The sequence below is a fragment of the Geomonas oryzae genome, assembly GCF_004117875.1.
Taxonomy (GTDB): Bacteria; Desulfobacterota; Desulfuromonadia; order Geobacterales; family Geobacteraceae; genus Geomonas; species Geomonas oryzae.
On record NZ_RAHW01000004.1, the window covers coordinates 172,140 to 196,031 of the forward strand.

18 protein-coding genes are annotated in these 23,892 nt (G+C 63.2%); 16 read left to right on the forward strand and 2 right to left on the reverse strand.

The features are described 5' to 3' along the window. Window positions 1–140: 140 nt before the first annotated feature. The 14 genes from fusA to D6Z24_RS11595 all read left to right on the forward strand — a co-directional run bounded on the left by fusA (window position 141) and on the right by D6Z24_RS11595 (window position 21,515). Window positions 141–2,228, forward strand: coding sequence for an elongation factor G (fusA, locus tag D6Z24_RS11530; RefSeq protein ID WP_129126743.1), 2,088 nt, complete (start codon window positions 141–143; stop codon window positions 2,226–2,228). Window positions 2,229–2,378: 150 nt separating this feature from the next. Then, the gene (locus D6Z24_RS11535) at window positions 2,379–2,561 is read left to right on the forward strand and encodes a hypothetical protein (protein ID WP_129126744.1); all 183 of its coding nucleotides are present in this window, start codon (window positions 2,379–2,381) and stop codon (window positions 2,559–2,561) included. 47 nt (window positions 2,562–2,608) lie between these two features. Beyond that, on the forward strand, window positions 2,609–3,568 hold the full coding sequence (locus D6Z24_RS11540; protein WP_129126745.1) for a YbgA family protein: 960 nt from the start codon (window positions 2,609–2,611) through the stop codon (window positions 3,566–3,568). Between the two features lie 112 nt (window positions 3,569–3,680). Then, window positions 3,681–5,666, forward strand: a complete 1,986-nt coding sequence (locus D6Z24_RS11545) for a heterodisulfide reductase-related iron-sulfur binding cluster (RefSeq protein WP_129126746.1) — start codon at window positions 3,681–3,683, stop codon at window positions 5,664–5,666. Window positions 5,667–5,906: 240 nt separating this feature from the next. Further along, window positions 5,907–7,721: a transporter substrate-binding domain-containing protein gene (locus D6Z24_RS11550; protein ID WP_129126747.1), complete on the forward strand. Its 1,815-nt coding sequence runs from the start codon at window positions 5,907–5,909 to the stop codon at window positions 7,719–7,721. Next, window positions 7,718–9,124 carry a sigma-54-dependent transcriptional regulator gene (locus D6Z24_RS11555; protein WP_129126748.1) on the forward strand — a complete coding sequence of 469 codons (1,407 nt, stop codon included), beginning with the start codon at window positions 7,718–7,720 and terminating at the stop codon, window positions 9,122–9,124. The genes D6Z24_RS11550 and D6Z24_RS11555 overlap by 4 nt, the downstream gene beginning before the upstream one ends. A 397-nt stretch (window positions 9,125–9,521) precedes the next feature. Then, a complete protein-coding gene (locus D6Z24_RS11560) occupies window positions 9,522–10,838 on the forward strand; it encodes a dicarboxylate/amino acid:cation symporter (protein WP_129126749.1) in 1,317 nt (438 codons plus the stop codon). Window positions 10,839–10,980: 142 nt separating this feature from the next. Beyond that, the gene (locus D6Z24_RS11565; RefSeq protein WP_129126750.1) at window positions 10,981–13,230 is read left to right on the forward strand and encodes an NADP-dependent malic enzyme; all 2,250 of its coding nucleotides are present in this window, start codon (window positions 10,981–10,983) and stop codon (window positions 13,228–13,230) included. 494 nt (window positions 13,231–13,724) lie between these two features. Further along, entirely contained in the window at window positions 13,725–14,894 is a 1,170-nt protein-coding gene (sucC, locus tag D6Z24_RS11570; RefSeq protein WP_129126751.1) for an ADP-forming succinate--CoA ligase subunit beta, read from the forward strand. 9 nt (window positions 14,895–14,903) lie between these two features. Next, window positions 14,904–15,776, forward strand: coding sequence for a succinate--CoA ligase subunit alpha (gene sucD, locus D6Z24_RS11575; RefSeq protein WP_129126752.1), 873 nt, complete (start codon window positions 14,904–14,906; stop codon window positions 15,774–15,776). A gap of 38 nt (window positions 15,777–15,814) precedes the next feature. Then, complete coding sequence (locus D6Z24_RS11580; protein WP_129126753.1) at window positions 15,815–15,976, forward strand: DUF6290 family protein; 162 nt, start codon at window positions 15,815–15,817, stop codon at window positions 15,974–15,976. Between the two features lie 43 nt (window positions 15,977–16,019). Further along, window positions 16,020–19,592 (forward strand): pyruvate:ferredoxin (flavodoxin) oxidoreductase, encoded by a 3,573-nt coding sequence (gene nifJ, locus D6Z24_RS11585; protein WP_129126754.1) that lies wholly within the window; start codon window positions 16,020–16,022, stop codon window positions 19,590–19,592. A 415-nt stretch (window positions 19,593–20,007) separates the two neighbouring features. After that, a complete protein-coding gene (locus tag D6Z24_RS11590) occupies window positions 20,008–20,595 on the forward strand; it encodes a DUF4124 domain-containing protein (protein WP_129126755.1) in 588 nt (195 codons plus the stop codon). Next, window positions 20,592–21,515: a M28 family peptidase gene (locus D6Z24_RS11595; protein ID WP_129126756.1), complete on the forward strand. Its 924-nt coding sequence runs from the start codon at window positions 20,592–20,594 to the stop codon at window positions 21,513–21,515. The genes D6Z24_RS11590 and D6Z24_RS11595 overlap by 4 nt, the downstream gene beginning before the upstream one ends. Here D6Z24_RS11595 and D6Z24_RS11600 read toward each other — a convergent pair. Together D6Z24_RS11600 and D6Z24_RS21645 are read right to left on the reverse strand one after the other, a co-directional pair. Beyond that, window positions 21,484–22,380, reverse strand: coding sequence for a CHAD domain-containing protein (locus D6Z24_RS11600; RefSeq protein WP_162605121.1), 897 nt, complete (start codon window positions 22,378–22,380; stop codon window positions 21,484–21,486). The two genes, D6Z24_RS11595 and D6Z24_RS11600, sit on opposite strands and share 32 nt — an antisense overlap. Window positions 22,381–22,548: 168 nt before the next feature. Further along, the gene (locus D6Z24_RS21645; RefSeq protein ID WP_198419545.1) at window positions 22,549–22,713 is read right to left on the reverse strand and encodes a hypothetical protein; all 165 of its coding nucleotides are present in this window, start codon (window positions 22,711–22,713) and stop codon (window positions 22,549–22,551) included. A 176-nt stretch (window positions 22,714–22,889) separates the two neighbouring features. On the opposite strand from D6Z24_RS21645, the gene D6Z24_RS11605 reads away from it, so the two are divergent. Next, entirely contained in the window at window positions 22,890–23,246 is a 357-nt protein-coding gene (locus tag D6Z24_RS11605) for a hypothetical protein (protein WP_129126758.1), read from the forward strand. Between the two features lie 334 nt (window positions 23,247–23,580). Further along, the gene (locus D6Z24_RS11610) at window positions 23,581–23,874 is read left to right on the forward strand and encodes a hypothetical protein (RefSeq protein WP_129126759.1); all 294 of its coding nucleotides are present in this window, start codon (window positions 23,581–23,583) and stop codon (window positions 23,872–23,874) included. Window positions 23,875–23,892 lie beyond the last annotated feature (18 nt).

Sequence of the window (23,892 nt, forward strand, 5' to 3'; positions counted from 1 at the left end):
ATGTCAACGCAACGCGTGAGGAACATGCAATGAGGCCGGAGCGACGACTGGCAGAGACGACGTTTTGACTTCTGCGTCTGGTCCGATATCATTGAACTTTTCAAAGAGTGACGTGAAAAATCGGCGAAAGGAGCAGCGCCATTACCGACAGCGACGTTTCCCACATACGCAACATCGGCATCATCTCCCATATCGACGCGGGCAAGACCACCGTCACCGAGCGTATCCTCTTCTACAGCGGTGAAACGCACAAGATGGGGGAGGTGCACGACGGTCAGGCGGTCATGGACTGGATGCCGCAGGAACAGGAGCGCGGCATCACCATCACGGCAAGCGCGACCTCCTGCCGCTGGGGCGAGCACCGCATCAACCTGATCGACACGCCCGGGCACATCGACTTCACCATCGAGGTGGAACGGAGCGTCCGTGTCCTGGACGGGGCGGTGGCGATCTTCAGCGCAGTGGAAGGGGTGCAGCCGCAAAGTGAACTGGTCTGGCGCCAGGCGGATCGCTACCGGGTGCCGAGGGTCTGCCTCATCAACAAGATGGACCGCCTCGGGGCGGATCACGAGCATGTGCTGCGCCAGATGGAGCAACGCCTTGCGGCGAGGCCGGTGCTCCTGCAGCTTCCCGTCGGCACCGAGGGGGGCTTTTCCGGCGTCATCGACGTGATCGAGGAGGAGATGATCGTTTTCTCGGAGACCGACCTCGGAAGGACGGTAGAGCGTAAGCCCGTCCCCGCTCAGCACGAGGAAGCACTCCGAAACGCCCGCATGGCCGTCACCGAGGCCGCTGCGGACTTCGACGACCAGGTCATGTCCGATTTTCTCGAGGGGCGCGCGGTAGAGAGCCACCGCCTGAAGCGCGCGCTGCGCCGCGGAACCATATCCTGTAGTATCTTCCCCGTGCTGCTCGGATCGGCCTTGCGCAACAAAGGGGTGCAGCCGGTACTGGACGCGGTTTGCTTCTTCCTCCCGTCACCACTGGACCTTCCGGCGATGATAGGGCGGCATCCCGGAAGCGGTGATGCGGAAAGCTTCAGTTGCGATGCCGGCCTGCCGCTACGCGCCCTGGCCTTCAAGGTGATGGCGGAGGAGGGACGGCGGCTTACCTATGTGCGCATCTACAGCGGCAGGATGAAGCAGGGGGCAAGCGTCCTCAACCCCGGGCGCGGCGCAAGCGAGCGCATCAGGCACCTCTTCAGGATGCACGCCCATCGCAGGGAGGAGGTTGCCGAGGCCGTGGCGGGGGACATCGTCGCGGTGACCGGGTGCCAGACGACCCTTACCGGCGACACCCTTTGCGACCCCGAGCATCCCCTGCTGCTCGAGGGGGTCGCCGTGCCCGAGCCGGTGGTGTCGGTGGCGGTGGAAGCGAAAGGGGTTGAGGATCGCGGGAACCTTCTCGGTACGCTGGATTACTTCCAGTGGGAAGATCCGACCTTCAAGGTGCACGAGGACAAGGAGACCGGGCAGACCATCCTGACCGGGATGGGGGAACTGCACCTAGAGATCATCGTCGACCGGCTGCGCCGCGAGTACGGTGTTCAGGTGAAGACGGGGCGTCCGCGCGTGGTGTACCGTGAGGCCCTGCGCCGCGAGGTGGTGCGCCGCGAGGTCTTCCAGACCATCGCGGAGCGCCGCCCCGAGCAGGCGGAGCTTCTCCTGCGCCTTACACCCTCGTCACGCGGGTCCGGGGTCCGCATCGTCTTGCCCACCCCGGTCGCACCGATCACCCCCGAACTGCTAGCCGTGGTCGAGCAGGGGATCCTGGAGGCGTGCCGTGGAGGGTGCCTCACAGGCTATGCCATGACCGATCTCGAGGTGCAGGTCGTGGAAGTTCCCGTCGAGCCGGGTGTCGCCCCAAGCGAGCCGGCTTTGAGGGGGGCGGCGCAGCGGGGAGTGGTGCTGGCGGCCCGGGAGGGGGAGCCGATGCTCCTCGAGCCGATCATGAAGCTGGAGCTCGAGACCCCTGCCGATTACCTCGGAAAGGTGCTCGGAGGGCTGCAGCAGAAGAGGGGGAAGGTGGAAGGGCTGGACCGGCGCGGCGAGGTGGAAGTCGTGCGGGCGAGCGTCCCTTTGGCGGAGATGTTCGGCTACATGACCGAGCTGCGCAGTGCGACCAAGGGGAGGGGAAGCTACACCATGGAGTTCCAGGGCTTCGACGAGGCGCCTGCGGAGGTGCAGGAACGCTTCGGCCTGGCCGGAAAGGGAAGGTCCGGCGGTTAGCGTCGGCTTAATGACGCTATTTTTGCGGCTGTCGTGTTTTTCGCACCCCTTTGGTGAGTGGTTTGCCGTAAAATCAGCCTGTTACGGGTTTGGCCGGAAAATTGCTCCTGTGATATGGTATCAAAGACCCTGTCGCAAAAGGAGCAAGACGTGCTTTCATCGTTCCAGTCCCACCCAACTCACCGCGAGAACTCGCTGAAGAAGCAGCCGCTGCTCCACCGCTACGTACCCTCTGCCGCAAAGCACGATTTAAGGACCCCGCAGCCCACCAGGCAGGTGAGGCTTTCCGTCGGGGAGGGGGTCTTCGCCCAGCCGTTTCCTCTTATGGCATGAGGCGCCGAAAAACTCCTTAGCCGTTATTTTTACTTGAGGTCTTCACCATGACGCAAACGAGCACCGCACCCATAAAGATCGGGGTAAGCTCCTGCCTTTTGGGCGAGAAGGTCCGCTATGATGGCGGCCACAAGCACGACCGGTACCTGACCGATGTGCTCGGGCGTTTCTTCGCCTTTGTTCCGGTCTGTCCCGAGGTCGAGTCCGGCATGAGCGTGCCGCGCGAGGCGATGCGCCTGGAGGGTGACCCGGAGCATCCGCGCCTCATGACCCACAAGACCCGCATCGACAAAACCGAGCAGATGCTTGCCTTCTGCCGCGATAAGGTCGAGGCCCTTGCCCGGGAGGACCTGTGCGGGTTCGTCTTCAAAAAGGGGTCCCCCTCTTCGGGGCTCTTCCGCGTCAAGGTGTACCGTGACGGCATGCCGGCCAGAAGCGGCAGCGGCCTCTTCGCGCAGGCGATGGTCAGGCGGTTTCCGCACCTACCCATGGAGGAAGAGGGGCGGCTGAACGACCCGGTGCTGCGTGAGAACTTCATCGAGCGCGTCTTCGGCTTCAGGCGCTTTAAGGATTTCCTCGCCGGCAACCCCGAGCTCGGCGGCCTCGTCGAGTTTCACACCCGGCACAAGCTCCTCGTCATGTCCCACTCGACGCAGCATTACCGGGAGATGGGGGCGCTGGTGGCGCACGGCCGTGAGATCGCACTTTCCGAACTCCTTGAGCGCTACGAGGAGCTTTTCATGACTGCCCTGGAACTGCACGCCACGGTAAAGAAGCAGACCAACGTGCTGATGCATGTGATGGGGTATTTCAAGAAGGACCTCTCCGCGGAAGAAAAGCAGGAGCTTTTGGGCGTCATCGGCGATTATCACGACGGCCTCGTCCCCCTCGTAGTTCCCATCACCCTGCTGCGGCACTACGTCGCCAAATACCGGCAGGAGTACCTGGCAAAGCAGGTCTACCTCGCCCCACATCCCGCCGAACTGATGCTGCGCAACCACGCCTAAAGGTCCATCCGGGGGGTGGCACCTGACGTAGCCGGTCCTCCCTGTATAATTTCCTGTCACTCGCGTCCCGCTTCGGTTATAGTTTCCCAATTCCGAACCTCGGGGGGAATCAATGGAAGCGACGCGCGAGATCTACTGGAACGTCAACCACGGCCTCATCTGGGTCATGTACCTCTTCGCGTTCCTGGCCGTAGGGACCTGCGGTTTCGGATTCTGGAAACGGCTTCCCATGTACCGGCAGGCAAAGCCCCTCGACCGCCTCGATCGCCTCGCGCTGCGCGTGAAACTCATGCTGCAGGGTGCACTGACCCAGGTCAAGGTGCTCCGGGTCCCCGAGCCGGGAACGCTGCATGCCTTTTTCTTCTGGGGCTTTTTGCTGCTGTTCATCGGCACCCTCCTCATCATGCTGCAGGTCGATTTCACCGTTCCCCTCTTCGACCTCACCTTTTTGAAGGGTACTTTCTACAAGACCTACTCCATCGTTCTCGATATCGCCGGGATGGTTGCCATCCTCATGCTGGCAGGGCTCTTCGTGCGCCGCTTCTTCGTGAAGCCGGAGGGGCTCGTGACCAAGCGGGACGACTACCTGGCCCACGCCCTCCTCTTCACCATCCTCGTGACCGGCTTCGTCGTGGAGGCGCTGCGCATGGCGGCCACCGAGGTGACCGTCAACCCGGAGCTCGCCCGCTTTTCCCCAGGCGGGCTCCTGCTCACGCCGCTTTTCGCCGGCTGGGATCTCGGGAAGATCTCGGCGGCGCACAAGGCGCTTTGGTGGGGGCACTTCTTTCTCGCCATGGGGTTCATCGTCGCCATCCCCGGCACCAAGTTGCGGCATCTTTTCACCGACCCGGCGAACTACCTCTTCACCGACCTGCGCCCGAAGGGGAGCATCGCGACCATAGATCTCGAGGACGAGAGCGCGGAGCAGTTCGGCGCCGCCAAGGCGACCGATCTCGCCTGGAAGGACGTCTACGACGCCGACGCCTGTACCCTTTGCAAGCGCTGCCAGGACCGCTGTCCCGCCTGGACCACTGGCAAGCCGCTCTCGCCGATGCGGGTGGTGCAGCAGGTCGGGGAGATGGCGCTGAACGACCCGCAGGGGGATCTCTGCCGCTACGTGACCGAAGAGGTGCTTTGGGATTGCACCACCTGCCGGGCCTGCCAGGAGATCTGTCCGGTCGACATCGAGCACGTGAACAAGATCCTCGAAATGCGCAGAAACCTGGCCCTCATGGAAGGTAAGTTTCCCGGCGACGAGGTGCGCGGCGCCATCGCCAACTACGAGGTGAACGGCAACCCCTTCGGGCTCGGCTGGGCCGAGCGGGGCGCCTGGGCGGAAGGGCTCGACGTGGTGACCCTGGAGAGCGGCGAGCCTTTCGACGTCATGTACTTCGTCGGCTGTTACGCCTCCTTCGACCGCAGGAACCAGGATGTGGCACGGGCCTTCGCGAAGATCTGCTCCGCCGCCGGGGTGAGGCTCGGCATCCTGGGGAAGGAGGAGAAGTGTTGCGGCGAGCCCCCGAGGAAGCTTGGGAACGAGTACCTGTACCAGACCATGGCACGGGAGAACATAGAGAGGATCAAGGGGTACGGCGTCAAGAGAATCGTCACCACCTGCCCGCACTGCTTCAACACGCTCGCCCGCGATTACCGTGAGCTGGACTTCGATCTGCCCGTGCAGCATTACACCGTCTTCCTCGCCGAACTGATCGAACAGGGGCGCCTGAAGTTGGCGAAGGGGGAGAGCTTCGACTGCACCTATCATGATTCCTGCTACATCGGGCGCTACGCCGACATCTTCGAGCCGCCGCGCGAGATCGTAGAGAGGCTCGGCGGGAACATCACCGAGATGGACAGAAGCCGCATGGAGAGTTTCTGCTGCGGCGGGGGAGGGGGGCGTATCCTCGCCGAAGAGCGGGTGGGGACCCGGGTGAACGTGGCGCGCGTGCAGATGGCCGGGGAGACCCGCGCGCCGATGCTCGTCTCCAACTGCCCCTTCTGCCTCACCATGTTCGAAGACGGCATCAAGACCGGCGGCTACGAGGGGGAGATGGCGGCGCGTGACCTCGCGGAACTCGTGGCGCAACGGCTAGCTTAAACCCTCTCCCCTCGGGAGAGGGTGCCCGCAGGGCGGGTGAGGGAGGTGCTTGCAGCGGTGTCTCAGCCCTTGCGGCGCCCTCACCCCGACCCTCTCCCAAAGGGAGAGGGAGCCGAGGCGGGACATTTTTTTCCAATGAGCTTCATTGACTTGTGCGCCTTGCGCGTGCGATAGTGTGACGGGCTATCCCGCTGCAATCCCCGGGCGGTGAGCGCCGCACCAACGCACAAGGATGGAACAGTGGTTCACGACGCCTGCACAGGCACAGGAAAGTCCTTCGATAAGAAGTTCAGGACCCGCATCTTCCATCCCGTAGCCGGTCTTATCTTCCTCACCTTCCTGCTCATCACCCAAGCGGCACTCGCCGCTGCCGGGGGGCTCCTCCCCGACCAACCGGTCCATTTCGACCCCGCCTCGACCATCGTGGTGGGGGGAGACCGGGCCTATCCACCTTACGAATTCATCGACAAGGACGGCAACCCCGCCGGTTACAACGTCGACCTGACGCGCGCCATCGCCGAGGTGATGGGGATGAAGGTCGAGTTCCGCTTCGGCAACTGGTCCGAGGTGCGCGCCGGGCTCCAGGACGGCCACATCGACATCCTGCAGGGGCTTTCCTACTCGGCGCAGCGTCTGCAATCGGTCGACTTCTCTCCGCCGCACACCATCGTGCACCACGCCATCTTCGCAAGACGCGACACGAAACCGGTGAAGGGGCTCGAGGGGCTGCGCGGCAAGAAGGTGCTGGTCTTCCAGGACGGCATCATGCACGAGCGCCTGAAGCAGCTGGGCTTCGCGAAGGATCTGGTCCTCACCCCCACCCCGGCCGAGGCGATGCGGCTTTTAGCCTCCGGGCAGTGCGACTACGCCGTGGTGGCGCAGCTTCCGGGGATGTACCTGATCCGCGAACTGCGTTTGACCAACGTGGTCCCGGTGGCGAAAGCGGTGGTGAGCGAGCAGTACTGCTACGCGGTGAGCCGCGGCAACAAGGAACTGCTGTCCCGGTTCAACGAGGGGCTCGCCATCGTGATCAAGACCGGCCAGTACGCCGAGATCTACAACCGCTGGCTCGGCGTGAACGATCCCCCACGGGTGACGCGGGAGCTCGCCATCAGGTACGGCGCCATGATCCTCGTGCCGCTTCTCGTGATCCTGGCGGTCACCGCGCTCTGGTCGAAGACCCTGCACAAACGGGTCGCCGAGCGCACCACCGCTCTAGCCCAGGAGGTGGCCGAGCGCAACAAGGCGCTGGACGCGCTGAAGCGCCACCAGGACAAGCTGATCCAGGCGGACAAGATGGCCTCGCTAGGCACGCTCGTCTCCGGCGTCGCCCACGAGATCAACAACCCAAACGGCCTGTTGCTCCTCGACATCCCGGTCTTGAAGCGCGTGCACGACGACGCGGGTGAGATCCTGGAGGCCCATTTCCAGGATCACGGCGACTTCATGCTGGGGGGCGTTCCTTACTCGGAGATGCGCGAGGAGATCCCGCGCATCCTGGACGAGATGCAGGACGGCGCCCAGCGCATCAAGCGCATCGTCAACGATCTCAAGGACTTCGCCCGCAAGGACATGGGGCAGAAGACGCTCATCGACCTGGACGCGGTGGTGCGAACGGCGCTGCGCCTCGTCGACCCGACCATCCGCTCCTCGACGAACCATTTCCAGGCTGTACTGCACGGCTCGCTTCCGAACGTGCTCGGCAACGGCCAGCGCCTGGAGCAGGTCGTCGTCAATCTCGTGCTGAACGCCTGCCAGGCGCTCCCGGACCGGGAGTGCGGCGTGTTCATCGGCACGAGCTATGAGCAGACGGAAGGGGTGGTCCGGCTCCAGGTAACCGACCAGGGGGTGGGGGTGGCGGAAGAGCATCTGCCGTACCTCATGGACCCCTTCTTCACCACCAAAAGGGACAGCGGCGGAACCGGCCTCGGGCTTTCGGTCTCCGCGGGTATCGTGGAGGAGCACGGCGGCGCGCTGCAGTTTTATTCCGTTGCCGGCTCCGGCACCACCGTCACCCTCTCGCTGCCCGTCCCCGACAGGAGTAGGAAAGCATGAAAAAGACCCTTTTCCCCGCGTTCAGCATCCTGCTTGTGGACGACGAGCCGGCCTGGCTCAAGTCCTTCTCGCTCACGTTGAAGAGCTGCGCCGGGATCAACAACATCGTGACCTGCCAGGAGAGCCGCGAGGTGATGAGGCTTCTCGACCAGGGGGGGATCGGCCTCGTGCTCCTGGATCTCACCATGCCGCAGGTGGCCGGTGAAACACTCTTGCAGCAGATCGGCGAGCGGCATCCCGGGATCATGACCATCATCGTGAGCGGCATGAATCAGCTGGAGACCGCGGTGCGCTGCATGAAGCTCGGCGCCTTCGACTACATCGTGAAGACCGATGAGGAGGACCGGCTGGTCGGCGGAGTGATGCGCGCCATCCGGATTCTGGAGCTGCAGCAGGAGTTCCGCACCATGTCGGACCGCATGCTGTCGAGGCAGTTGCAGCATCCCGAGGCGTTCACCGAGATCGTGACCGGCGACCCGCGCATGCAGGACCTCTTCAACTACGTCGAGGCCGTTTCGCCAAGCCACCAGCCGCTTCTGATCACCGGGGAGAGCGGCGTCGGCAAGGAGCTGATCGCGCGTGCCGTGCATACCTTAAGCGGTTGTTCCGGGCCGCTTGTCGCCGTCAACGTTGCGGGCCTCGATGACACGGTGTTTGCCGATACCCTTTTCGGGCACGTCCGCGGCGCCTACACCGGTGCCGATCAGGCGCGTCCGGGCATGATCGAACAGGCGGGTAACGGCACGCTGTTTCTGGACGAGATCGGCGACCTGAGCATCGCGTCGCAGGTCAAGCTCTTGCGCCTGCTGCAGGAGGGTGAGTACTTCCCGCTGGGGGGGGACCGCCCCAAGCGGATGAACGCCCGCATCGTCGTGGCAACGCACCGCGACCTGGCGGAGCGGGAGGCGGCCGGAGAGTTCCGGCGCGACCTTTACTACCGCCTCTGCACCCATAAGATACACATCCCCCCCCTGCGCGACCGGGTGGGCGACATACCTTTGCTCCTGGAGTATTTTTTGGCCGAGGCGGCTAAATCGCTGGGGAAAAAGAAGCCGACCCCGCCAAAGGAGCTCGCCCAGATCCTCGCCACCTACAGCTTTCCCGGAAACGTGAGGGAGCTGCGCGGCATGGTGTACAACGCGGTGAGCCTGCACAAGGAACGCATCCTCAGCATGGACAGCTTCCTTAAAGCCATAGGGCAGAGCCGCAGCGACGCCCCCCTTCCCGCGCAGGGGCAAAACCCTTTTGCCGTTTTCGAACGCCTTCCCACTTTTGCCGAGGCGGCGGAACTGCTCGTCGAGGAGGCGATATCCCGGGCCAACGGCGTGCAGGCCATTGCGGCGCGCCTTCTCGGCATCTCGGCCCCCGCACTCAACAAGCGTCTCAAGATGTCGCGTAAGTAGCCAGACACAGAAGAGAGTAGCCCGCCGCGCCCTTCGGGGCGCTTTTTTTTTCTCCCTTTTTTTTCCTCGGCACCCCCTCCTGTACCCTGCAAACCGTCCCGCAACCGGCAATGGTGTTAACCATGGTTAAGATCTTAACCAGGGTTAAGTGACGCATACCGCCGAAAATACGCGCCTTTTCCAATTGCAATAGCAAAGGTGTTTTCTTTGGTTAATCCCTTTGAAGGGGTTTCTCGCGCTTAAAACGTTATTTTTGTATTTGATTCCGGATGCTTACATTCGTATACACACCTTGGTATTCGTCTTGCTGATATGAGGTGTCAAACGATGTTCCGGCGAAAAGAGCTGCAGATTCCATGAGCGGTTTTGCAATAGAAATATTTTCAAAGGAGAGACCATGAAAGCGAAGAAGTTTTACCAGGTTCTGTACTTCCAGGTGTTGATGGCGATCTCGATCGGGGTGGCCCTGGGCTACTACCTGCCCGAGACCGGGGCGGAGATGAAGCCGCTGGGTGACGGGTTCATCAAGATGATCAAGATGATCATCACCCCCGTCATCTTCTGTACCGTGGTGACCGGCATCGCCGGCATGGACGACATGAAGAAGGTCGGGCGCGTCGGCGGCAAGGCGCTTTTGTACTTCGAACTCGTCTCTACCATGGCCCTGGGCATCGGTCTGCTGGTGATCAACGTGATCCAGCCGGGCGTCGGCATGAACGCGGACGTCACCAAGCTGGACACCAAGGGGCTTGCCACCTACACCGCAACCGCCGCCAAATCCCACAGCTTCGCCGATTTCGCCCTGAGCATCATCCCCAACAGCGTAGTCGATGCCTTCGCCAAGGGTGAGATCCTCCAGGTGCTCTTCTTCGCCATCTTCTTCGGCATCGCCCTCTCCGCCCTGGGCGAGAAGGGAAAGCCGATCTACAAGTTCATCGATGACGTAGCCCACGCCCTTTTCGGGGTGGTCAACCTGATCATGAAGTTCGCCCCCATCGGCGCCTTCGGCGCGATGGCGTTCACCATCGGCAAATTCGGCCTGGGCTCCCTCGCCAAACTCGGCCTGCTGATGGGGAGCTTCTACCTCACCTGCCTTCTCTTCATCTTCGTGGTGCTCGGCACCATCGCCAAGATCTGCGGTTTCAACATCTTCAAGTTCATCTCCTACATCAAGGAAGAGCTCCTGGTGGTGCTCGGGACCTCGTCTTCCGAGTCGGCGCTGCCCCGCATGATGGCGAAGCTCGAGAATCTCGGGTGCACCAAGTCCGTCGTCGGCCTCGTCATCCCGACCGGCTACTCCTTCAACCTGGACGGCACCTCCATCTACCTGACCATGGCGGCGATCTTCGTTGCTCAGGCCACCAACACGCCGCTTACCCTTACCCAGACCATCACCATACTGGGTGTACTGATGCTCACCTCCAAGGGAGCGGCCGGCGTCACCGGCAGCGGCTTCGTCACCCTAGCCGCCACCTTCGCCGCGATCCCGACCATCCCGGTTGCGGGTCTTGCCCTCATCCTCGGCATCGACCGCTTCATGTCCGAGGCGCGCGCGCTCACCAACCTGGTCGGCAACGGCGTAGCCACCGTGGTGGTCTCCCGCTGGGAAAAAGAGCTGGACGTCGAGCGCATGAGGCGCGTCCTGAACCACGAGGAGGTCGACATGCCCGAGATGGGGCTCCTCGAGCCGGAGCTGGAGCCGGAAGAAGCTTAAACCGCTTAGGGCGGCCCCTTACGGGGCCGCCTTTTCGTTTGGTGCTTCCCCGTGGGGGAGCCCTGTCGAAGAGGGCGAGCATGCCGTTATTGCTCCCCTCTTTTTTTAAACTAAATTCAAGTATCAACGGGAGGAACGCCTAGTGAGCAAGAAACTGTCAGCCCTCGACTACCATTCCGGCGGCAGGAAGGGGAAGATCGAAGTCATCGCCACCAAACCATGCCAGACCGCGGCGGACCTGTCGCTCGCCTACTCTCCGGGGGTGGCCGAGCCCTGCCTCGCCATCCAGCAGAACCCGGACGACGCCTACAAGTACACCGCCAAGGGGAACCTGATCGCCGTTGTCTCGAACGGCACCGCGGTGCTGGGTCTCGGTAACCTCGGGGCGCTGGCCGGCAAACCGGTGATGGAGGGGAAAGGTATCCTCTTCAAGCGCTTCGCCGACATCGACGTCTTCGACATAGAGCTGAACACGGAGAACCCGGACGAGATCATCAAGGCGTGCCAGCTTTTAGAACCCACCTTCGGCGGCATCAACCTCGAGGACATCAAGGCGCCCGAGTGCTTCTACATCGAGGAGACGCTCAAAAAGACCATGAACATCCCGGTCTTCCACGACGACCAGCACGGCACCGCCATCATCTCCTCGGCGGCCCTTCTGAACGCGCTGCAGTTGACCGGCAAGAAGATCGAGGAGATCAGGATCGTGGTGAACGGCGCGGGCGCCTCGGCGAACTCCTGCGCGAAGCTTGCCATAGCGCTCGGTGTCAAGCCGAACAACATGATCATGTGCGACACCAAGGGGGTCATCTACAAGGGGAGAGTCGAGGGGATGAACCCCTACAAGGAGCTTTTCGCCGCCGATACGCCTTTCCGTACCCTGGAGGAGGCGGCGGCCGGTGCGGACGTCCTCTTCGGGCTTTCGGTGAAGGGGGCCTTCACCCCGGAGATGGTGCGTTCCATGGCGCCCAACCCGATCATCTTCGCCCTGGCGAACCCGGACCCGGAGATCACCCCGGAGGAGGCGCACGCGGTGCGCGGCGACGTGATCATGGCGACCGGCAGAAGCGACTACCCGAACCAGGTGAACAACGTGCTCGGCTTCCCGTTCATCTTCCGCGGTGCTCTGGACGTCCGTGCCACCGCGATCAACGAGGAGATGAAACTGGCCGCGGTGCAGGCGCTTGCGAAGCTTGCCCGCGAGGAGGTGCCCGACGCTGTATCGAAGGCGTACGGCAACGAGAAGTTCTCCTTCGGTCCGAACTACATCATCCCCAAACCATTCGATCCCCGCGTCCTTTTGCACGTGGCACCGGCGATCGCTCAGGCCGCCATGGACTCCGGCGTCGCGCGCCAGCCTATCGAGGACATGGCGCGCTATCTCGAACAGCTCGAGTGCTCGCAGGGAAAATCCAAAGAGATCATGCGCACGATCATCAACAAGGCGAAGAGCGATCCCAAAAGGGTGGTCTTCCCCGAGGGTGACAACGAGAAGATCCTGCGCGCGGCCCAGACCCTGGTGGAGGAGGGGATCGCCAAGCCGATTCTCGTCGGCGACCGCAAGAAGGTCCAGCAGAAGATGGATGAGCTGAACCTCGATCTCGACGTTCCCATCGTCGACCCGGCCGACTCGGAGCTGACCGAGGGGTACGCCGACGAGCTCTACCGTCTGCGCCAGAGAAAGGGGCTTACCCTGTCCGAGAGCAGGCGCGTCATGCGCCGCAAGTCGAGGACCCACTTCGCCACCATGATGGTGGCCCGTGGGGATGCCGACGCGCTTTTAGGCGGCATCGACACCCATTACCCCGACACCATCCGTCCGGCGCTGGAGGTGCTTGGAAAACAGGCGGGGCTTTCCAGCGTGCACGGCCTGTACATGATGGTTTTCAAGAAGGGGGTCTACTTCCTGGCCGACACCACGGTGACCATCGACCCGACCGCCGAGGAGCTGGCCGAGACCGCCATTCTCGCCGCCGAGAAGGTCGCCATGCTCGACATAGAGCCGAGGATCGCCATGCTTTCCTTCTCCAACTTCGGTTCGGTCGAGCACCCGCAGGCGCAGAAGGTGAAGCGCGCCGTCGAGCTCGTGAAGGAGCGCGCCCCGCACCTGGTCATCGAGGGGGAGATGCAGGCGGACACCGCCGTGGTCCCCGAGCTCCTCGACGGTTTCACCTTCTCGAAGCTGAAGACCCCGGCGAACGTGCTCATCTTCCCGGACCTCAACTCGGGGAACATCTGCTACAAGCTGCTCAGGCGTCTCGGGGGCGCCGAGGCGATCGGTCCCATCCTCATGGGGATGAACAAGCCGGTGCATGTGCTGCAGCGCGGCGATGACGAGAACGACGTGGTCAACATGGCCGCCATCGCCGTAGCGGACGCCCAGAACCTGTAATTTTCATCCCTTATTCATCGTGGTCCCCCGTTCCCCCTGCTCAGGCGGGAGCGGGGGATTTTTTTTATCCCGCCTTGTCTCCGTTTACGTCGTGTTTTATTTTGACGCTTCCCTGCACCCGTCCCCTGATACCCCCGCCCCTTCACTGGTTCAGAGCTTACCAAGAAACGGAGCCGGCCACGTTTTATTTTTATAACGCTCGTTCGATCTACATCTCGGGTTGCTGCCACTTAAGGGCTATATATCCGTTTTTAATAGGTTGTAGCGCACACGATTTCACGTTTGCTTGCGATGCAAAAGCGTTTGCCCGTGACGGTAAATCCGGTAAGACCAATTTTATTTACAAAGAAGTATAAAAGTGTTTGCCAAACATTCTGCATAGGAGTATATGAGTGTGGAGCGAGGCCGACCCCGGATTTTCGGCCAAAATAAAACAAACAAAATCTAATGTTGCACCCTTCGCTGGGGATGAAAACGGGGGGCGAGGAGGGAAGATGAACATCCACGAGTACCAGGCCAAGGCGATTCTCAGGAAATTCGGCGTGCCGGTTCCCGACGGCCACGTCTGCTACAACGGCGCGAGCGCCCGGGAGTGGGCGAAGCGGCTGGGGGAGGGGCCTTGGGTGGTGAAGGCCCAGATCCATGCCGGCGGGCGCGGCAAGGGGGGGGGCGTCAAGCTCGCCCGAACCTCCAGCGAGGTGCAGATGATCGCGCGCGACATGCTGGGGATGACCCTCAGGACCCATCAGACCGGCCCCGAGGGGAAGGTGGTGCACCGGGTGCTGGTGGAAAACGGCTGCAACATCGAGAACGAACTCTACGTGAGCCTCCTCGTGGATCGGGGCACGTCGCGCGTCACGGTGATGGCCTCGACCGAGGGGGGGATGGACATCGAGGAGGTCGCCGCCAAGACCCCCGAGAAGATCGTCACCGAGGCGGTGGATCCCCTGGTCGGGCTCACCCCGTTCCAGTGCCGCAAGATCGCCTTCAGCCTGGGACTCAGGGGGAAGCTGACGAACAAGGCGGTGAAGCTCTTCGGCAACCTTTATAACGCCTTCGTCGCCTGCGACTGCTCGCTCCTCGAGATCAACCCGCTGGTGGTTACCGCCGAAGGGGACCTGGTCGCCCTGGACGCGAAGTTCGGCTTCGACGACAACGCGCTCTTTCGTCACCTGCAGATCGGCGACATGCGCGACTTCGACGAGGAGGACGCGAACGAGATCGAGGCATCCCAGCACGACCTCTCCTACATCTCGCTTTCCGGCAACATCGGCTGCCTGGTGAACGGCGCGGGCCTCGCCATGGCGACCATGGACATCATCAAGCACTACGGCGGCGACCCGGCGAACTTCCTGGACGTAGGGGGCGGGGCGACCATCGAGCGCGTCACCGAGGCCTTCAAGATCATCCTCTCGGACAGGAACGTGAAGGGGATCCTGGTCAACATCTTCGGCGGCATCATGAAGTGCGACGTGATCGCCACCGGCGTCATCGAGGCGGCGCGCCAGGTCGAGATCAAGGTGCCGCTCGTGGTCAGGCTCGAGGGGACCAACGTTGAACTGGGCAAGCGCCTTCTCGCGGAGAGCGGCCTGAACATCGTCGCCGCGGACGGCATGGCCGACGGGGCCAAAAAGATCGTCGCCGCCGTAACGGCCGCGGCTTAGGAGGGCGTCATGAGCATAATGATCAACAAGGAGACCAGGGTCATCACCCAGGGAATCACCGGCGCCACCGGTCTTTTCCACGCGCAGGGCGCCCGTGAATACGGCACTCAGATGGTCGGGGGGGTCACCCCGGGCAAGGGGGGGAGCGTCGTCGACGGCTTCCCGGTTTTCGACACGGTGGCCGAGGCGGTGCATGAGACCGGCGCCAACGCGAGCGTCATCTACGTCCCCCCCCCCTTCGCCGCCGACTCGATCATGGAGGCGGTGGATGCCGGGGTGGAGCTTGTCTGCTGCATCACCGAGGGGATCCCGGTGCTCGACATGGTGAAGGTCAAGCAGTACCTGGTCGGGAAGAAGACCCGCCTGGTCGGCCCCAACTGCCCGGGCGTCATCACCCCGGGCGAGTGCAAGATCGGCATCATGCCCGGCTACATCCACAAGCCGGGCAAGGTGGGGGTGGTCTCCCGAAGCGGCACGCTCACCTACGAGGCGGTCTGGCAGCTCACCTCGATAGGCCTCGGGCAGTCGACCTGCGTGGGGATCGGCGGCGACCCGGTGAACGGCACGAGCCATATCGACTGCCTGCGTCTCTTCGAGGAGGACCCGGAGACCGAGGCGGTGATCATGATCGGCGAGATCGGGGGGAGTGCGGAGGAGGAGGCGGCCCGCTTCGTCAAGGAGCACATGACGAAGCCCGTGGCGGCCTACATCGCAGGCGTCACCGCCCCTCCGGGAAAGAGGATGGGACATGCCGGCGCCATCATCTCCGGCGGCAAGGGGACCGCGACCGAGAAGGTGGCGGTCTTGAGGGAGTGCGGCATCAGCGTGGCGGATACGCCGGCCGAGATGGCCGAGGCGCTATTGAAGGTCTACAGACCGTGACAAGGGGGCCGCACCACGGTGCGGCGGCGGAGAGCGACATGAAGAAGAAAGAGAACCCGCGTTATCACGTCCTCTCGGTTCGGGTGAGCCGCGAGGACCGCGAAGCGATCGAGAAATTTTCCAAAGAGGTGAACATGAAGGTGTCGGACTTGATGCGGGAGGCGCTCCAGGACGTGGTCCCCTGGCAGAGCACCTCCTAGTCCGCTGAAAGGGAATGCAGTGCATTTACAAGAGGAGCATGAGATGAACAGAAGAATGGTAACCATAGACGGCAACACGGCGGCGGCCCACGTGGCGCACGCCACGAACGAAGTCATCGCCATCTACCCGATCACCCCTTCCTCGGTGATGGGGGAGATCTCCGACGCGAAGAGCGCGGTGGGGGAGAAGAACATCTGGGGGACGGTGCCGCTTGTGTCCGAGCTGCAGTCCGAGGGTGGGGCGGCGGGTGCCGTGCACGGCTCGCTGCAGGCGGGGGCGCTCACCACGACCTTCACGGCGAGCCAGGGGCTTTTGCTGATGATCCCCAACATGTACAAGATCGCGGGGGAGTTGACCTCCACGGTCTTCCACGTCTCGGCGCGCGCCATAGCGACGCAGGCCCTCTCCATCTTCGGTGACCACTCCGACGTCATGTCCTGCCGCTCCACCGGCTGGGCCATGCTCTGTTCCAACAACGTGCAGGAGGTGATGGACTTCGCCCTCATCGCCCAGGCGGCGACCCTGCGCTCGCGCCTCCCGTTCCTGCACTTCTTCGACGGCTTCCGCACCTCCCACGAGGTCCAGAAGGTCGAGGAGCTCACCTTCGACGACATGCGCGCCATGATCGACGCCGAACTCGTGAACGCGCATCGCGCCCGCTGTCTCACCCCGGACCGCCCGGTGCTGCGCGGGAGCGCGCAGAACCCCGACGTCTACTTCCAGGGGCGCGAGACGGTGAACGGCTTCTACCCGGCCGCCATCGATATCGTGGAGAAGGAGATGGAGCGCTTCGCCGCGCTCACGGGGCGCAAGTACGCCACGGTGGAGTACGCAGGGGCGCCGGACGCGGAGCGGGTCGTCGTCATCATGGGCTCCGGGGCCGACACGGTACAGGAGACGGTGGCCGCCCTGAACGCACAGGGGGAAAAGGTGGGGGTGGTCAAGATCCACCTGTACCGTCCCTTCCCGCTGAAGGCGTTCGTGAACGCGCTTCCCGCCTCGGTGCGCCGCATCGCGGTGCTCGACCGCACCAAGGAACCGGGTGCCTTGGGGGAGCCGCTCTACCTGGATGTCCGGACCGCGATCGGCGAGGGGATGGCGGCGGGGCTCACGAGTTTCGTCGGCTACCCGGTGGTGGTCGGCGGGCGTTACGGCCTCGGTTCCAAGGAGTTCACCCCGGCGATGGCCAAGGCGGTCTTCGACAACCTGAAGGCGGCCCAGCCGGCGAGCAACTTCACCGTCGGGATCAAGGACGACGTGACCGGCGCGAGCCTCGACTACGACAGCTCGTTTCGGACCGCCATGGACGGGACCTACGAGGCGATGTTCTTCGGCCTGGGCTCGGACGGCACCGTGGGGGCGAACAAGAACTCCATCAAGATCATCGGCGAGGCGACCGACAACTACGCCCAGGCCTACTTCGTCTACGACTCGAAGAAGGCGGGGACCATCACCACCTCGCACCTCCGTTTCGGGAAAAAACCGATCAACGCGCCGTACCTGATCGACAACGCCGACTTCGTCGCCTGCCACAACTTCACCTTCCTGGAGAAGTACGACATGCTCGGCAAGGCGAAGCCGGGCGGCACCTTCCTCCTCTGCTCGCCGTTTTCGCACGACGAGGTGTGGGACAAGATGCCGGTCGAGGTGCAAAAGCAGATCATCGACAAAAAGCTCAAGGTGTACACGATCAACGCCATCAAGCTCGCCGAGGAACTGGGGCTTGGCGCACGCATCAACGTGATCATGCAGACCGCCTTCTTCAGGATCTCCGGTATCATCCCGCTCGAGACCGCCATCGCCGAGATCAAGGGGGCCATAAAGAAGAGCTACGGCAAGGCGGGGGAAAAGGTGGTGGCGATGAACAACGCCGCCGTCGACCAGGCGCTTTTGAACATCCACGAGGTCGCCGTCCCCGCAGCTCCCTCGAGCAGCATCACGAAGCCCGCGCCGGTGGGGGCGTGCGCGCCGCACTTCGTGAAGGAGGTGACCGGCCGCATCATCGCGGGCTTCGGCGACGAGCTTCCCGTTTCGGCCATGCCGATCGACGGCACCTTCCCGACCGCAACCTCGCAGTACGAGAAGCGCAACATCGCGGTGGACATCCCGGTGTGGGACGACAAGCTCTGCATCCAGTGCGCCATCTGCTCCTTCGTCTGCCCGCACGCGGCAATCAGGGTGAAGGCGTACGACTCCTCCGCGCTCGCCGGGGCCCCGGACGGCTTCAAGTCGGCGGACTCGAAGATGCCCGACCTGAAGGATATGAAGGTCACCTTCCAGGTTGCCCCGGAAGATTGCACCGGCTGCGGCGCCTGCGCCCACAACTGCCCGGCGAAGGACAAGGAGAACCCGGCGCGCAAGGCCCTGGAGATGAGCTTCCAGCCGCCTTTGCGCGTGAAGGAGGCGGCGAACTACCACTTCTTCCTGTCGCTTCCCGACCTCGATCCCGCGCGGGTGAAACTCGACACGCTGCGCGGCAGCCAGCTGGTGCGGCCGCTCTTCGAGTACTCCGGCGCATGCGCGGGTTGCGGCGAGACCCCGTACCTTAAGCTTCTCTCCCAGCTTTTCGGGGACCGGGCCCTCATCGCCAACGCCACCGGCTGCACCTCGATCTACGGCGGCAACCTCCCGACCACCCCTTGGGCCAAGCGCGCCGACGGGCGCGGCCCGGCCTGGTCCAACTCGCTCTTCGAGGACAACGCCGAGTTCGGCTACGGCATGAGGCTTGCCGTGGACAAGTTCAGCGAGGCGGCGCGGGAAATCCTCGCGCAACTGATCGCTTCTCCGTGCTGCGCGGAGCTTGAGCCGCTCATGCGCGAGATCATAGCCTGCGGCCAGGAAGGGCAGGCCGAGATCGAGGCGCAGCGGGAACGGGTGGCACGCCTCAAGGAGGCGCTTGGCGCCTGCCGCGACGAGAAGGCGGCGGAGCTCATACCCATCGCCGACTACCTGGTGAAGAAATCGGTTTGGTGCGTCGGGGGGGACGGCTGGGCCTACGACATAGGGTACGGCGGCCTGGACCACGTCATCGCCTCCGGCAAGAACGTGAACATACTGGTGCTCGATACCGAGGTCTACTCGAACACCGGAGGCCAGGCCTCCAAGTCGACCCCGATCGGCGCGGTCGCCCAGTTCGCTGCGGGGGGGAAGGGGATGGCCAAAAAGGACCTCGGCATGATGGCGATGGCCTACGGCCACGTCTACGTGGCGAGCGTGTCGCTCGCGAACCCTGGGCAGGTGGTGAAGGCGTTCATGGAGGCGGAGGCGTACGACGGGCCGTCGCTCATCATCGCCTACTCGCACTGCATCGCGCACGGCATCGACATGACCCGCGGCGTGGACGAGCAGAAAAAGGCGGTCTCCTCGGGTTACTGGCCGCTGTACCGGTACAACCCGGAGTTAACCTGCGCCGGAAAGAACCCGCTGCAGCTGGACAGCAAGGCGCCTACCACGAGCTTCGAGGAGTTCGCCGGCGGCGAGAACCGCTACAAGGTGCTCAAGAAGGTGAACCCGGAGGCCGCCGGGAAGCTGATGGAGAAGGCCGGCGCCTGGGCGGCGAGCCGCTTCGAGTACTACCAGAAGCTCGCGGCGCTCAGCTTCGGAGCGGAGGAATAAGCATAAATACGGAAGGGGCGCCTAGGGCGCTCGTCGGAATAGGCCGGGGGAGACCCCGGCCTATTCTCGTTTCGCAAAACGGTGTCGGCTTTCCTGCATCGATCCTACGCTCCAGCGTTGCATCGTTCCTACGCTCCAGCGTGGGAACGTAACGCCCGGGACGCCGGAGCGTCCCAAACGTGCGTTCCGACGGAGGAGCGTAGGAACGATCTCGATCGTTTCCCGCAGCGCCCTCACCCCGTCCCTCTCCCGCCTGCGGGCCGAAGCCCTGCGGTGGGAGAAGGCCCAAAGGGGGAGGGGGGAGAGACGTGCCGCTCTAAAAACATGAGAAGCGGCAAAAGAAAATTGACAAACGCTCCCACATGCATATTATCTTCGACTTCGGAATTACCGTCATTTACCCCCCGGAGGAGCGATGCGTACCTTCATCAAGCTGGCCCTCTTTTTTGCCGCAGCCTTACCGTGCCTCGCTTCGGCCGCCACCTACCAGTGGCGTGACGACGCCGGGGTGTTGCACTTCACCGACGACTCCGACCGCATCCCGGAGAGGTACCTCAAGCGGGTGACGGAAACCGATGCGACCGCTGCCGGCAAGGAGGCGGCCCCGGCGCAAAAAAAGCAGGAGGAGCCCGCCGCGTCCGAGGCTTCCGGGAGCGCGGCGAAGCCCGTCGCCCAGCCCGTCCAGTCGACCCCTCGCGCCAAGCTGGAGGCCGAGCTGAAACGGCTGAAGGAGGCTCTCGTTCTCAAGAAGGAAGAGCTTGCGCGGCTGCAGCACAAATGGATGGTTTCCAAGGGACGCACGCCGACCGCGAAGGAGATCGCGGAGTTCGAGAAGAAGCGCGCCAAGGGGAAGGCGACCTATGCGGACAACCCGTACGTGAACAAAAGCCCGCTCTCCTCGACGATACCGGCGCGCGTCGCCTACCGGAGCAAGCTCGAAGAGGTGCAAAAGGACGAGGCGCGGATCACTCAGCTCGAGCAGGAACTGCAGGCACTGAAGTGAGCCCCCGGTCCGGTGGCAGGGGAGGGGGGGACGCGGCGCCGGCGGTCAGTCAGGAGCGCATCGCGCGCCACCTCCGGAGTCTCGCGGGGGTGAGGCATCCCGCGGCGGCTCCCGCCGCTCTCGCCAAGGCACAGGCCTACATCGAGGAGAACCTGCGTTCGCTCGGGTACCACGTCGGGCTGCACCCCTTCACCGACGGCGGGAATACCTTTAACAACGTCATCGCGACCCGCACCGGGCGCTCGCTTCCCGGCAAGAGGGTCCTCGTCGTCGCGCACTACGACACGGTGGCCGGCTCTCCCGGGGCGGACGACAACGCAAGCGGTGTCGCCGTCATGCTGGAACTGGCGGGAGCGCTCAGCGGTCTCGTCCCGGAAATGACCCTGCAGTTCGTGGGGGTGAACCTCGAGGAAAACGCGGAGCCGGAGCAGTCCGGCAGCGGCCTGCGCGGCAGCAAGGCCCTGGCCCGGCTGGCGCGCGAAGAGGGGTGGGATATCGAGGCGGTGGTGGTCCTGGAGTCGGTGGCCTTTGCCGGCGCATCCGTGGTGCAGCGGGCTCCTGCCGGGTTGCCGGTCGAGGTCCCCGCTGTCGGCGATTTCCTCGCCGTGATCGCCAACGAGCGGTCGTACCCCCTTGCCGCGCGCTTCGTTGATGGGGCGGGGCGCGCCGCGCTCCCCGTGGTCCCTCTGGTGGTCCCAGGCAACGGCGAGATGTTGCCGGACTCGAGAAGATCCGACCACGCACCCTTTTGGGACGCTGGCTTCCCCGCCATCATGCTCACCGACACCACCAATTTCCGCAATCCGCACTACCACGGGGCGGGCGACACCTTCGAGACGCTCAACCTCCCCTTTGCCGCCGCCGTCTGTCGGGCGGTCGCCGCGCTTCTCACCGAGCTTGCCGGGTCTCCCGGCCGGTAAGACTCGCACCGACCCGCGCCGTCAGGGGCCCCAGCGGCTGCTTCGCATCCAGCTCCAGAAAGGATGCGAAGAGCTCGCCGCGAAGTTTTCCCATCGTCTCCAGCAATTCCTCCCTGGCGGCCCCGTCGGGAACGCGCTCCCGGACCAGTCCCGCAAAAACATCCACGTCATGCAGCTCTCCCAGCAGGTCCTGGTAGCGTTTGAGTATCCGTCTGGCTTCCTCGCCCTGGTCGGATAACAGCGGTGCCACGATCTCCAGGCGATAGCGCAATTTCTTGACCGCGATCCGGAGCCGGTGCTGCGCCGCGGCGTCCTTTCCCTCCAACGCTGTCGGCAGGAGGGCTTCAGCCTGTGCACCGCGCTCGGCAAACGCCGCTGCCGCAAATGATGGAAAGGGGTGAAACGGGTCCGCCTGCCGTCTCTTGAAAGGCTCAGGAGTGCCGAGTCCACGCTGGAAATCCTTGCGAAGCGCCGCGGCGTCGAAGCGCCTGAGGTCCTTTTCCAGCTTCAACCGGATCAGTCCCCCCTCCGCGGTCAGCTCCTCTCGCAGCCGCCTTGCTTCCGGCCGTGCTTCCATCGGTGCCTGCGACTCCAGATCTGCGAAGAAGAGAGCGGCCTCATCGGCGTTGCGCAGTTCCCCAAGCAGCCGGGTAAGCTCTCTCACCCGGTGCGAGAGGCGCCGCAACCTCCCTCGCGGGAGGATGGGCGCGAACAGGGCGAGTCCCTCGCGCAGGCGCCGGGAGGCGACGCGCAGATCGTGCACGTCTTCCTGGTCAAAGCCGCGTACGGTCTTCTTGAAGAGGCGGAAAAACTCGTCCTGCAGCGCGTCAAGCAGTTTGAGACCGGCAAGCCAGAGACACGACAAGTGGAGTTGCCGAGCGGAAATGGGTGTGCTTTTGACAGTCATAGCGATTACCTGGACTGGCAGTAGTATAACACCCATCCTATGATCAGGATAACCGCGCCGGTGACTGCATGCCCAAACATGGTGAACTTTCCGCGACAGCCAAGCAAAGAGCCGCGTTGTGAAACTCTACTGGACCTTGTTGATGGAGATGAGGAAATCCATGACTGCGAGGAGGTTGGTGAGCCTTCTGAAGAGTCTGTGCTTTTCCTGGGTGTCCCCCGTCGATTTAAACCTTGTCAGTAGCAGATGGTACTGTTCATAGGCCAGATCGAAGGCCTTGGTCTTTTTCAAGGTGTCGCTCCCCCTTTCTCGGGATAAAGATTAAATATTTATAACTGTCCGAGCCGCGTGTGTCAAGGTGGCGTCCGTGCACAGGGGCGTTTTGCAAAAGCGGTCGGACCGGATTGGTAAATTTTAATCGTATGTTATAGTGGGGCGGTTGTTCACTAAACGTCAGGAGGTTAGTCATGAAAAGAGCTCTTTCCATCATCGTCAGTGCCCTGGTTGCCGTTTCCTTCGCGGCAACGCTTTGGGCTGCGGAGAGCACCGGGACGGGTATGGACGGGAATGCGGGACCGGGAACCGGCGTGTCTGCCGGCGATCAGACCGACCAGGGAACTGCCGGCACCGCCCAGACGAAGAAGACCAAGAAGACCAAGAAGAAAAAGAAGAGGACGAATAAATCCAGGAAGCAGACCAGGAGAACGACCGGCATGGACAATAAGCCCAACTACGGCAAGCCGGACCTGGGCGGGCCGAGCGGGACCATGGGGACCGGCGGAACCGGACAGGGGACCGGAACCGACGGGACCACCGGACAGTAAGGCTCGCGCCGCGCAGAGGCCGTCCCGAAAAGGACGGCCTTTTTCGCGGCTGCGGCATTTTAGGCGGAATCACCCGCCGGGGGGGCAATACGCCCACAAAATCCGCCCAAGCGAGGGGAGCGCAACGCGCCGTTCATCCTGCGATTCTCTCGTTCGACAGGAAAAATTGGCGGCAGTTCTTGGTGTGAGACTCTAAGCTGCTGATTTTGCGGACTGAATCGTCGGGAGGGCGAAGGGGGGCGCGATAATTACAAAAAACTCAACTTCTGGTGCGACAATTGCTAGGAAATGCCCGTAATCATTGCGAGAAGGGGCGTCAGGGCAGGGAGGAGCGATGGAAAGGGTACTGGGGACGGCGGGGCGAAGCGAAGCGGAGATGTGCGAGCGGGAGAAAAGCGGCGCCCTTTTGACCTGTGTGGGCGTTTTGGCGGCGATCAATCTGGCGGTGTTGATGGTGGTGACGCAGCTCCCGATCACCTCGCCCGGGATCGAACGTATGGTGCTGGGTGGGGAGAGCGTGCAGGCGCACCTCCTGCAGGATCGCGCCGACGGCAGGCCCGCCTTCCAAAGCTGTGCGGGGGGAGGCTCCGTCAACTGCCATGGAAACGGGAACCTCTCCGGCATCTAAACCGATTTACCGCGAACC